Annotated in this window: 12 protein-coding genes; 10 read left to right on the top strand and 2 right to left on the bottom strand. The window is 44.6% G+C overall.

Annotated features, from left to right (window positions below; all coding sequences use genetic code 11):
• The first annotated feature begins 387 nt into the window (after nt 1-387).
• From ACWQAU_RS01990 to ACWQAU_RS01980, 3 genes are all read left to right on the top strand, one after another.
• Complete coding sequence (locus ACWQAU_RS01990; protein ID WP_003641669.1) at nt 388-1,803, top strand: DASS family sodium-coupled anion symporter; 1,416 nt, start codon at nt 388-390, stop codon at nt 1,801-1,803.
• A gap of 109 nt (nt 1,804-1,912) precedes the next feature.
• Nucleotides 1,913-2,434, top strand: a complete 522-nt coding sequence (locus tag ACWQAU_RS01985; protein ID WP_228402964.1) for a LysR family transcriptional regulator — start codon at nt 1,913-1,915, stop codon at nt 2,432-2,434.
• The gene (locus ACWQAU_RS01980) at nt 2,409-2,801 is read left to right on the top strand and encodes a LysR substrate-binding domain-containing protein (RefSeq protein ID WP_225868869.1); all 393 of its coding nucleotides are present in this window, start codon (nt 2,409-2,411) and stop codon (nt 2,799-2,801) included. Before ACWQAU_RS01985 ends, ACWQAU_RS01980 begins: the two co-directional genes overlap by 26 nt.
• A gap of 69 nt (nt 2,802-2,870) precedes the next feature.
• Here the strand turns inward: ACWQAU_RS01980 and ACWQAU_RS01975 are convergent, their stop codons facing one another.
• A complete protein-coding gene (locus ACWQAU_RS01975; protein WP_003641671.1) occupies nt 2,871-3,296 on the bottom strand; it encodes a flavodoxin family protein in 426 nt (141 codons plus the stop codon).
• A gap of 335 nt (nt 3,297-3,631) precedes the next feature.
• Between ACWQAU_RS01975 and arsC the strand changes: the two genes are divergently transcribed.
• The 6 genes from arsC to pgmB all read left to right on the top strand — a co-directional run bounded on the left by arsC (nt 3,632) and on the right by pgmB (nt 9,500).
• Nucleotides 3,632-4,057 carry an arsenate reductase (thioredoxin) gene (gene arsC, locus ACWQAU_RS01970; protein WP_003641672.1) on the top strand — a complete coding sequence of 142 codons (426 nt, stop codon included), beginning with the start codon at nt 3,632-3,634 and terminating at the stop codon, nt 4,055-4,057.
• A 319-nt stretch (nt 4,058-4,376) separates the two neighbouring features.
• Complete coding sequence (locus ACWQAU_RS01965; RefSeq protein ID WP_003641673.1) at nt 4,377-5,237, top strand: SDR family NAD(P)-dependent oxidoreductase; 861 nt, start codon at nt 4,377-4,379, stop codon at nt 5,235-5,237.
• Between the two features lie 31 nt (nt 5,238-5,268).
• Nucleotides 5,269-6,114, top strand: a complete 846-nt coding sequence (locus ACWQAU_RS01960; protein WP_003641674.1) for an acetoacetate decarboxylase family protein — start codon at nt 5,269-5,271, stop codon at nt 6,112-6,114.
• Between the two features lie 27 nt (nt 6,115-6,141).
• Nucleotides 6,142-6,795, top strand: a complete 654-nt coding sequence (locus ACWQAU_RS01955; protein WP_003641675.1) for a nitroreductase family protein — start codon at nt 6,142-6,144, stop codon at nt 6,793-6,795.
• Between the two features lie 168 nt (nt 6,796-6,963).
• On the top strand, nt 6,964-8,499 hold the full coding sequence (locus ACWQAU_RS01950) for a PucR family transcriptional regulator (RefSeq protein WP_003641676.1): 1,536 nt from the start codon (nt 6,964-6,966) through the stop codon (nt 8,497-8,499).
• Nucleotides 8,500-8,828: 329 nt separating this feature from the next.
• Nucleotides 8,829-9,500 carry a beta-phosphoglucomutase gene (pgmB, locus tag ACWQAU_RS01945; RefSeq protein ID WP_003643642.1) on the top strand — a complete coding sequence of 224 codons (672 nt, stop codon included), beginning with the start codon at nt 8,829-8,831 and terminating at the stop codon, nt 9,498-9,500.
• 85 nt (nt 9,501-9,585) lie between these two features.
• Here the strand turns inward: pgmB and ACWQAU_RS01940 are convergent, their stop codons facing one another.
• Nucleotides 9,586-10,602, bottom strand: a complete 1,017-nt coding sequence (locus ACWQAU_RS01940) for a choloylglycine hydrolase family protein (RefSeq protein ID WP_027821599.1) — start codon at nt 10,600-10,602, stop codon at nt 9,586-9,588.
• 273 nt (nt 10,603-10,875) lie between these two features.
• On the opposite strand from ACWQAU_RS01940, the gene ACWQAU_RS01935 reads away from it, so the two are divergent.
• Nucleotides 10,876-12,219, top strand: coding sequence for a threonine/serine exporter family protein (locus tag ACWQAU_RS01935; protein ID WP_003641680.1), 1,344 nt, complete (start codon nt 10,876-10,878; stop codon nt 12,217-12,219).
• Nucleotides 12,220-12,257: the final 38 nt, after the last annotated feature.

Genomic DNA, 12,257 nt, shown 5'->3' with positions numbered 1-12,257 from the left:
AAAAAACAACCGTTAATTTTAACGAAGCCAACAGAATGCTATTGTGACAAGGATAACAAGCTGTGATTAATTTGACGGGTTGTCGAAACTTTAGTGAGAATTAAGCAAGTGGCAAACTTTATTTTAGCTTTTTATAAATTCTATTTATAAAAGTGTCCGATAAAAGGCACTAGTCGCTATGATAATTTCAGGTATTTTTAATCGCAAACAGGTCCCTGTAGGCTGTATATAACGGGTTTTATTGCGACACCTCAAGCAACTACAACTAAATTTAAATTGACAGACTTATAAATTAAGTTATGGTGATATTGAAAAACGGCAAACAACCGTTAATGGCAAGATATGTGAAAATCTTAACAATTATATGAAGATTAGGAGGAAGTGCAGATGTTGAGTGAAATAAAATGGAAGGGCTTTCTGTTACCGCTAATTTTTGGAATTGGGTTATGGCTAGTTACGCCACTACGACCAGTAGCAATTAGTATTATGGCGTGGCACTTATTTGCAATTTTTGTGGCAACGATTATTGCTTGTATTACCAAGCCATTACCGATGATGGCCGTCACGCTGATTGGGATTGTTGTCGCGACGTTAACGGGTGTTTTTACGATGGACGAAGTCGCTACTGGTTTTGGTAATTCGACGGCGTGGATGGTTGCCATGTGCATGTTCATGGCTGCTGGTTTTATTAAATCAGGACTTGGCAAGCGGATCGCCTATCTGTTTGTCAGTTTATTTGGCAAGCGCACGCTGAGCTTAGCATACGCCTTATCCTTTGTTGATGCCGTATTGGCGATTGGTATTCCTAGCAATAATGCGCGGGTCAACGGGATTATGTATCCCATTATTGATAATCTTTCTCGTGAAATGGGATCTGATCCGAAACAGGGCACACAGCGAAAATTAGGCTCATTTCTAGTTTTTAATGAATATGAAGTTAATAATATTACATCAGGCTTGTTTTTGACCGGTTTAGCTGGCAACATGGTGGCTATTGGTTTAGCTAAGATGCAGGGAATCACGGTAACTTGGATGCAATGGTTTATGGCTGCTTGTGTCCCAGGTATTTTATCGCTACTAATTATTCCATGGGTACTATATAAAGTCTATCCCCCTGAGGTGAAACAAACGCCAGACGCGCACCGCTGGGCAACGACGCGTTTGGCCGCACTTGGAAAAATGACAGCTAGTGAAAAAATTATGTCAATTACCTTTATTTTAGCGATTGTTTTATGGTTGATCGGGACTAAAATTGGCATCGATGCGACCGAAGTAAGTTTTATTGCAGTTGTTATTTTGCTGATTACGGGCGTGTTAACGACTAACGATTTGCTCAATGAACATTTTGCTTGGAATATTTTAGTCTGGTTATCGATCATCATGATGATGTCTAAGAAGCTAATGACACTAGGCTTTTTCCCATGGTTTTCCAAAACGTTAGGTCATTTACTGAATGGTATGAACTGGATTAGCGTGCTCATTATCCTGTTTTTAGCTTATTTTTACTTACATTACATGTTTCCGAGTGTTTCAACACAGATTTCGGCGTTATATGCTGGCTTTTTATCCATCGCCATTGGTGCCGGTGTTCCCCATGTTTTAGCGGCGTTACTATTGGCATTTGCTGGTTCAATCAACTTGTCAACGACGCCGTACTCGGCCGGGCCCGCGGCATTATTGTCAAGTACAGGCTATGTGACTAGTGCGGAGTGGTGGCGATTGAGTGCAATTATTGGGGTTATTTTTAACGTCATCTGGTTAGGTGGGGGCTTGCTGTGGACCAAGTTATTAGGCTTTTGGTAAGACTAACTGAGCAATATAGATGCGGTAAGTCGTGATTGATCCTGACCACGATTTGCCGCATCTTTCGTGTTAAAATTAGGTATTAAATAGATTGAATGGGGGCGTTGACGTGAATGAACGCGATTTAAAGTACTTCTGTTCATTAGTTGAGACGGGAAATTACACGGCCACGGCGACCAAGTTTCACGTCACACAACCGGCTATTTCTGCAGCTTTACGACGATTGGAAGAAGAATACCAAGCAGTATTACTAACGCAGGCCAACCATCGGGCCCAACTAGTAACGACGGCAGCGGGGCGGACCTTGTATATTAAGTCTAAGCAACTCTTAAAAGACGTTGCGCAGATGGCACTGGAAGTTCATCACGCTAATGAGCAGCAAGTTCGGCTCGGATTTTCCAATGTTGCGGGTGGTATTTGGCTTCCCCGGGTGATAAAAAAATTTATCTCAGTTGATTTATTAGACCAGGTCACAACGACCGTTGCTGATTCAGAACAATTGTTAGTTGACTTGCGGCAAGGCAAGTTAGACGCAGCGGTTTTTTCAACTTTGGTCCCAGAACGTGCCACGGATTTACGGGTGAGCATCTTAGAGGAACCATCAGATGCAGGTCTTGGCCAATGTCAATAGTCCATTAAGTCACTTAAAAACGATTCGAGCAACTGACTTACAAGGAGTGCCTATCATCGCTCGTCCTAAACACGCATTACCACGGTTAGCATTAGAACAATATTGTCAGCGCGGCCACATACAGCCTAAAATCGTCTACGAGGCAGCTACCAACGCGTTAGTCGAAGGTCTAGTTGCTCAAAACGTTGGTGTTGGGGTGGTCATTGCAGATTCCGTAGTGCTAAGTGATCAGGTTGTAGGGATTCCACTAGCTGCCCAAGAGCAATTACACTGTTACATGCAACTGGCGGTGCGGAAGTCCTTTTTGCCTAACGCTAATCAGCAGCGGTGCATTGACGTCCTACGTCAAATTAGACGGGCTAATTAGGTCTTCAGCACTAATCCAAAAATAGCGCTCGCATTGACTTTTTCAGTCAACGCGAGCGCCGTCAAATCATTATTGAGCTAACATTTTTTGAGCGAATTCCTTAACGAGTTCAATCTGCTCATCTTTGAGCTTGCCGCCAGTACTGCCGATGATTTTCATTCCTTTGCCACCCATGACTTGGTGGAAGTGGCCGATGACGGGAATGCCCTTTTCGGTGGCAATCTTTGTCAGGGCTTTGTCTGAAACCATTTCTGGTCCGCCAGAAGTTGTGAATAGGGCGATTTGTTTGATCTTAGTCGGATCAAGGTTCTTCATAAAAGCAGATGCGGTTTTGTCGGGTTTCATAAAATAAGTACCGCCGCCAAAAAAGAGTGTGTCAGCTTGTTCGACAGGTGTATCGATGGATTGTGCTGGAACACCTGCCACGCTAGCGATTTGTTCGGCAAATGCTTGTGTATTGCCATTGCGAGTTTGATAACGAATTGCTACTGTCATGGAAAAGACCTCCGATAAATTAGTTGAAATAAGACCGTTCTCGCGATGAGTAACTGCTCAGGGGGACTGGTTATAAGTTTAGAATAATATTGTAATATCAATTCTAGTATAAATCGTTTTGAAATCGATTACAAAAATATAGTGAGCGCATTCTTGAGGGTTAAGGCTAGCTTATTCGATTGCTGGAATAGTCACAGCAATCTATCGCGGTTACGCGCATGACGATGTTGTATCTTAATGGTTATTAGCGGAGCAAGCGGGATTCTTGCGGGCATAATATTGGTGATGATACGCGATTAGTGTCGTTGTCGTCAGTAATTTAGGAGGACGGCGAAATGCCAAAAATATATTTTTTATGTACGGGCAATGCCTGTCGCAGTCAGATGGCAGAAGGCTTTGCACAGCAATTATTGGGACCAAACTGGCAAGTTGCTAGTGCTGGGGTGGAGACACATGGCCTGAACCCACTAGCTGTTCAAGTAATGAGCGAGGTGGGTATTGATATCAGTGACCAGGTTTCTAAATTAATCGACCTGACCTATCTTAATCAGTGTGCAGTCGTGGTGACGTTGTGTGGTGATGCACGGGATCGCTGCCCCGTCACTCCGGCAACGGTGACCAGGCTACACTGGCCATTGCCTGATCCGGCTCGCACGACTGGCAGTGTTAGTGACCAATTGCTAGTATTTCGACAGGTCCGAGATCAGATCAAAGCACGAGTGATTGATCTGGCACGGACCTTGAATGTTTCGGCAACGTAGCCGTGCACAATGAACGGTTGCAGTATTAAGAAAATAAATCCAATTATAATGATGCGCATGTAAGCTAAGAAGGGCTGGCATGCGTTTTTATTAGCTAATTAAAGTTGGAACCACACTTTAGTTAGTTATAATTGTGAACCAACACACATGTATAAAAGCTACAGTTTAATCGTCGTAAGACTAGTACTTTTATCCATTACTCAAACAAATTTAGTGGGTTAATATGAAAGCGTAGTCAAGATAAATGACCGGTCATCAGGTTAATGTTTACTGATAAGTTAATAAAATCACAATTTCATCGAGGAGGACGCAAAACATCATGAAAGATTTTAAAGATAAAGTTATGTTTATCACGGGTGCGGCCCACGGATTTGGTCAAGTTATTGCTGAAGGCGCCGCGGATCGGGGTATGAAGCTCACGATTGTTGATATCGACGAACCAGCTTTGAAGAAAACGTACCAACATATTCTCGACAAGGGTGCCGAGGTGTTGATGGTTACCGCTGACGTTACAAAGGAAGCTAGTGTCGACGATGCGGTTGAGCAGGCCATGGAAAAGTTTGGGCGGATCGACCTACTGATTAATAATGCCGGGATCGCGCTACCTGGCCGAATTTGGGAATTGCCGACTCGTGATTGGGAATGGATCATGCATATCAACTTAATGAGTCAAGTTTATGCGATGAAGCGCGTTATCCCAATTATGATTCAACAGAAGACCCATGCGGATATTCTTAACGTGGCTTCGATTGCCGGCTTAGTTGATACGCCCGGAATGCCTTCTTATCATGCTAGCAAGTTCGCTTCTGTTGGGATGACTGAAGCGACCGCCTATGACTTACAACGGGCTAATATTGATATCGACATGCACGTGATGTGCCCTGGCTTTGTTCAGACGGATCTCTATCACACTGAAAATCACCGGCCAGCGCAATACAGCGACCCAACGGACCCGTATTATCAAAGTGAAGCGTACTTAAAGGGACAACAATTTGCGAAGTATGTCATTACCAACGGGAAACCAATTGATACGATTGCCGATACCGTCTTTAAAGCCTTAGAGGATAACCGTTTCTACATTTTGACCCATCCAGAATATAATCCACTGATTGAAGACCGAGTTAAACGGATCGTGACGGATGGCGCACCAGACGTGCACATCATGGACGGTATCATGTAAGCTAATCACGCAAACAAAGGAGTGTTTTACCATGGCAAGTTTTATTGCAAGTGATCAGGATGTTAAGAACTTTTTGACAGCACCAAGCATGAATGACCAGGAAGGTATTGGGTTTGCTTATGCCACTGACGAAGCGGTGCTTAAGGCTTTAATTCCAGCACCATTAAAATTAATGGCACCGGTGGTTTGCGGTTATGTCGTTCATATGGGAAAACCGACTTTTAGTGCCCCATACCTTGAAGAAAGCCTATTTGCGTTAGTTAGCTACAAGGATAAAATGATGGGCGCTTACCCGATTAACCTCTTACTCCACGGTCCCGGGGCGGAGAGTGGTGTGATTGCAGGTCGGGAAGGTGCTGGGATTCCTAAGAAATTAGCGGATGACATCGAATTGCGCCGGAATGACAACAGTGCGACAGCCACGGTCGAACGCCATGGCAAGACATTACTGAACGTTTCGTGGACGGCCGGTGAACTGAATGATCCGTCAATTATGAAACAATTTGCGGGGCAGCTCGCGTTAGGTAAGGAAGCCGAAATGAATAGTTTCTTCTATAAATATGACATTGATCAACATGAAGATGGGACGAACCATTTCAGTAATGTCCAATTAGTTGCGACTCAATTACGGTCCTTAGCTGATCAAGTTGAACCTGGGAACCTAAGTATTCAGTTGGAGTCAACCGATGATGATCCATTTGGCGAATTGAAGGTCTTGAAGCCACTCGGTGCCGCTTGGTTCCACTTCGACACGTCAGTTATGTTCAACACACTGAAGTTGGACGAAGTTGATGCTGCGACAACAATGCCAAAGCTCTTAACGGGTCGGTATGACCGGAGTTTCTTCAATCCCAAGGCAGCGACTTACATTATTTAGGCCGATTACGAAAGCGAGGAATAGCTGATGTCAGAAGCAGTAAAAAATTTGGTGAACAATGATTTAGCAGACGTGATGTTTAACCGCCATTCAGTTCGGCAGTTTGACCCGAACGTTAAAATTGGACGTGATGAGTTACAAAAGATGATTGCGGAAGCAGCCACCGCGCCATCGGCATGTAATTTACAGTCATGGCACTTTGTCGTCGTGGATACCCCCGAGGCAAAGGCTAAGTTCAAACAAGCCGTGATGAAATTCAACTACCCACAGGTCGACAGTGCATCGGCCATCGTCTTTATTGCCGGTGACACCCAGTCGCATTATGTTTATCGCGATGTCTGGAACAAAGTTTATGAGGATGGGAATATTACGAAGGAACGCTTGGATCAGATTCTGGGAACCTTCTTACCATTATATGAAAATGCCACACCAGATTTCTTGAAATTCGATGCGACGATTGATTGTTCCGTTGTCGGGATGCAGTTGCTGCTAGTGGCACGGGCTCATGGGTATGATGCCAATGCGTTCTCCGGAATTGACTTTGAAAAGATGATTCCGACGCTGGGTCTTGATCCTAAACGATACGTGCCAGTAATGGGGATCGCAATCGGGAAAGCAGCGCAAGAACCGCTCCATACGACTCGGTACGATGCCAAAACACAGACTGATTTCTTAGCCTAATAGGTTTATGAAAAGAGCGGGATTCCCGCTCTTTTTTGTCCGAATACGGGCCTAAGAAAGCTGAGGGCCTTTCGAGTGGGGTGGTGGGTTGTCAGTAGGCCTCTTTACAAAAGCGCTTACATTATTTATGATGAAGGCGACAAGCGTGAATAAGGAGGTTACTTGAGTATGCAATTAAAGCCGTTATTGCGGCAGTTAGCCACAACGTTTGAGGTGACTGTCGATCCAACATTTACACATAATCCCGAAGTTACTCACGTCCAATTTGTTGATCCGACGGAAGTGTTAGCAAGCCACCGGTTATATTTGTCCCCCGACTCGGGTCAGCTAGTTCAACTTGCTTATAGTTGGCACGGCCATCGTCAGTCGGTCGGACTAGTAAATCTGGGAACCGGTCTGACTACGATCATTGCGGCACAAAATCAGTTATTGAAATTATTAATGACGCTTGGTCAGTGCTTACACCACGATGTTCAAATTCAAGCAGCCATCAATCAGCTCGCTATCCAAGCAATCACGGCGGATTTTGATACCACACTGGCCCAAGCAGTACACTTATTAGAGAATCCGCTGGCGATTATTGATCTGAACGGGGAGATTCTGACACGGTCGCATACGACGCAACTCAATGGGACTAGTATTCACGCTGCAGTTGAGACGAATCGAGTCGGACGCTGGCTGTTAGACCACGGATTTGCACCGGATACGCCGGATTTTTTAACGCAAGTCTATGTGGCGGAAGATCAGTTGTCGGCGGGGCCCATGCTAATTACGCCGTTAGCAAATGGCACCGAGCCGATCGGTTATTTGGTGATGCCAGCACTCAATAAACCACTGAATGATCGACAAGCACTACTGATCAATTCGATTGGTCAGGTTATCGCTGGCTCGTTAGTTAAAAATCAGATTATGCCAACAGCTGAATCGCAACGGGACCGGTTATTAAACTTATTATTGACGGAACATCAAGGGGGAACGTTTGCTGATCAGTTTGCTGAACAACACGTGCAATTACCGACAGCCATGGTGTTAATCCGCTGCGAACCACTAGCTGATCAAGCACCGATGATTTTACAGCAGCGACTACAGTACTTGATGATGCCACGATTCAAACAAGTGTTGGTTTCGACTTATCAGCAACAATGTGTGGCACTGATCCCAATTAGTCTGGTCGCATATAATCAGAATCAATTTAAACTAACGTTGCAGCAAATTACGAAGCAAGCGGATTGCCGCTTGATCGTGTCTCAGCACTACGTTAATCCGGAAGATACCTTTGCCGCGTATACAGTTTGTGAACGAACGGCGCAACTGAAGACTGGCCGTGGTCGGGTGATTTTTTGTGAAGACCAATTCTATAATCTTGCGTTGGCACGAGTTAATCATCTTGAGATCTTACCGTTCTTTATTAATCCAGCCCTACGTTTGTTGTTAGCCTATGATCAGCAAAACCATACAGAACTGGTACCAACATTAGATGTCTACTTACGGGCGACTTGTAATTTGACCCGCACGGCTAAGCAATTATACGTTCATCCAAATACACTGCGTAATCGACTGCACCATATCACAACACTGACCGGATGCGATTTACGGGATGCGGAAACGTGCTTTAAATTGGCTGCTAGTTTTAAATTACGGCAATTTTTAACCCAGCATCAGTACCAGTATCGACCGGATATTCCAATTCCGACCCAAGATTAAGTGGGCATAAAAGCGTGCAACCGTTTGTGGAAAAATGGTTGGATCAGTCATTATTAGTAAATCCGTAAATTCAGGATGGACGGCAATAATGGGGCCGCCATTGCGATTTGATCGGCGGGCAGGCATGTGATTAGCAACAGTCGTCATTAAAATTGTTATGCAACCGGTTGCATTGAAACTGAAAGCGTTTTATAATGTTAAGTGAACATTAACGGTGTGCTTCAAAACAAGACGGGTAGCCGTCACTCTTGGCGCATCTATTGATGATTGCGCAGTTGTCCGGTACCCAGCAATCAATTGTGCTGGTAATTAACGAGGAGGAACCATTAATGAGTAAATTTGCAGATATTAAAGGGTTTGTATTTGATTTAGATGGCGTGATTGCGGATACGTCCGTTTATCACTCACAAGCTTGGCATCAATTAGCTGACGAGTTGGGCGTTGCCTGGAGTGAAGAACTTGCCGATAATTTAAAGGGTGTTAGTCGAATGGACTCGTTGAACTTAATCTTAAAAACGGGTGGTAAGGAAAACGACTATACGGAAGCTGAAAAAGTGGCTTACGCAGCCAAGAAAAATACTAATTATCTGAACCTGTTGAAGGGAATGGATAAAACTGCAATTTTACCTGGTATCGAAGACTTCTTAGCCGATCTCGCCAAGCATGGGTATCGTTTATCCTTGGCCTCAGCTTCTAAGAATTCACCATTGGTTCTGGAACAGTTAGGCTTGGCGCATTACTTTGAAGCCCGGGTGGATCCCGCAACCTTGAAACACGGTAAGCCAGATCCAGAGATCTTCGCACGTGGCGCGGAAGTGCTTGGCTTGAAGCCTGAAGAATGTGCGGGCGTTGAAGATGCTAAGGTCGGTATTCAGTCAATTAATGGTGCTGGTGAAACGTCGATTGGGATTGGTGATCCTGCCATTTTGACGGGTGCGGATGTTAACTTCACTTCAACGAGCGAATTAACCTTAGCTAATCTAAAAGCCGCGTTAGCCTAAGTTTAAATAATACGAAAAGCTTACTTCACAAAGTCAACTAGATTTGTGATGCAAGCTTTTTTGAGTTACTGCTTTTCTGAAAGTCTTAATGGGCCGCTGGCAAGGTGGCAACATCGGGAGTTAGTAACTGGACGTGTGGGGTGCGACTAAGGACGTATTCTAACGGAACGGTCTGTTTTTCTAATAAATGATCCGTTAAGTTAACTTGCTGAATCACTCCCGGATTTTCGTACAGATCTAGTGCGTACGTTTGATGATTCAAGTCCATGTAGCTACGGTACTCAGTATAGGTTGCTTGGCCGTTGGCGGCTACTTTGGCGCCCTTGGGAATAGTCACAGCATTCAAGATGTGTTGAAGTAAGTTGACTGTATCTGTTGTTGTCGCTGGCACTAGCGCATAGTGTTTCAAGAAGACGGTCCGTGCAAAGCGAGACATCGAAGTATAGTCACCAGGTAGACCTAATGCGCCCGTACCAGGTCCCTGTGAACCAGGTTGGTAGTTAATGAATTTATTTAGTGGCCGCTCGGTGTTAGTCAGGGTGCCATACTTACTTAAGTTTTGTAGCTGCCATTTGAGGTTCGGTGAATTGGTCAGGACGCCGACTGGGTTATTAATCAGGCGAAGCTCGCCACTAGTTGGTTCCAAGACGGCGGTTTCACCGGTTTGGTCACTAATGATAAAGTGAAGTGGTGGAATTTCGTTAATTAATTCTGCCGTGCTACTAATCAATTGAACGTCTTTGACGCGCTCACGTAGGTCAGCAACACTAGTGATTTTTCCGAGTACCCAGGCGACGAAATCGTGGGGTGCGAGATCGATTTTGTCTTGGTTACTGTGAGGCTGGTAAATTGCATGATTCGGAAAGTAGAGTGCTGCGATGCTGACACCACATTCGTTAACGCCGTCCGTGAAAATTTCATGGTTCAGTTGGCGACCCGCGCCAATAAAGCCATAAGTCGTGGTGAAATCACCAAGGTCACCCGTCACGCGGTAATGTCGAGGTATGAACATAATACGGGTCTCAAAGTCAACGTTAAAATCCATTGTACGAGCTAAGAAGTGGCCTCCATGACTATTTGTATAAGTTAGACTAGTGCACATACAAATCGCTCCTTTATTAGATGATATCGGTAACTTATCATATGATTGCGGATAGCGGCGAAAATTGTGACGCTTAAATTAACGAATGGTAATCAAGTTTACTTTTGAGGGGGTAGTTCAATTAACAAGCTGGGGAAACTCATCATGAGGCTAATGTTTCACGTGAAACATTATGCTTTTAAAATGACAAAATCGCTATCATAAATGATGTTAGTAGCCTAAAATAAGGGGGAAAGCTACTAACATAATGAACGATCTAAGACGGAGGAAGAAATGAATAAAGAGCGTAAGTCGGTGATGCCGCTATCACAACGACATCATATGACAATTCCATGGAAGGACTTTATCCGTAATGAAGATGTTCCCGCTAAGCATGCTAGCTTACAAGAGCGAACATCAATTGTTGGTCGAGTTGGCATTTTAATGTTGTCGTGTGGGACGGGAGCGTGGCGGGTTCGTGATGCGATGAATAAGATTGCTCGCAGCCTGAATTTAACGTGCTCGGCAGATATCGGGTTGATTTCGATTCAGTACACGTGTTTTCATCATGAACGTAGTTATACGCAAGTATTATCGATACCAAATACTGGTGTAAATACGGATAAACTAAATATTCTTGAACAGTTTGTCAAAGACTTTGATGCGAAATATGCACGGTTAACGGTGGCACAAGTGCATGCAGCAATTGATGAAGTTCAGACGCGTCCTAAACAGTATTCGCCACTGGTTCTTGGGTTGGCAGCTGGCTTAGCCTGTAGTGGATTTATCTTCTTACTTGGTGGGGGTATTCCCGAGATGATTTGTTCCTTTTTGGGCGCGGGTCTTGGTAACTATGTTCGGGCGCTGATGGGTAAACGGTCGATGACGACGGTTGCCGGGATTGCGGTCAGCGTTGCGGTAGCGTGTTTGGCTTATATGGTTAGTTTTAAGATTTTTGAATATAATTTCCAAATTCTTGCCCAGCATGAGGCGGGGTATATTGGTGCCATGTTATTCGTGATTCCGGGTTTTCCGTTCATTACGAGTATGTTGGATATCTCTAAGTTGGATATGCGCTCAGGACTGGAGCGCTTAGCTTACGCGATTATGGTTACCCTGATTGCAACTCTCGTCGGCTGGCTAGTCGCGACACTGGTGAGCTTCAAGCCAGCTGATTTCTTACCGCTAGGACTTTCACCGTTAGCGGTACTTTTATTACGATTACCAGCTAGTTTTTGCGGTGTTTACGGGTTCTCAATAATGTTTAATAGCTCGCAAAAAATGGCCATTACCGCGGGATTTATTGGGGCCATTGCGAATACATTGCGCCTTGAACTAGTTGACTTGACAGCAATGCCACCGGCCGCGGCCGCCTTTTGTGGGGCGCTCGTTGCCGGCTTGATCGCATCGGTGGTTAATCGTTATAACGGCTATCCCCGGATTTCATTGACGGTACCTTCAATCGTAATTATGGTTCCGGGATTATATATTTATCGTGCAATTTATAGTATTGGCAATAATCAAATTGGTGTCGGTTCACTATGGCTGACGAAGGCCGTGTTAATCATCATGTTTTTACCGCTCGGGCTATTTGTAGCGCGTGCGTTGTTGGATCACGAATGGCGACACTTTGATTAATTGAGTCTATCAAGTTAGCGGTTAAAAAGTCATTTAGT

This window comes from Lactiplantibacillus sp. 3062, assembly GCF_055413545.1.
This window is presented reverse-complemented; position numbering and strand designations above follow the sequence as displayed.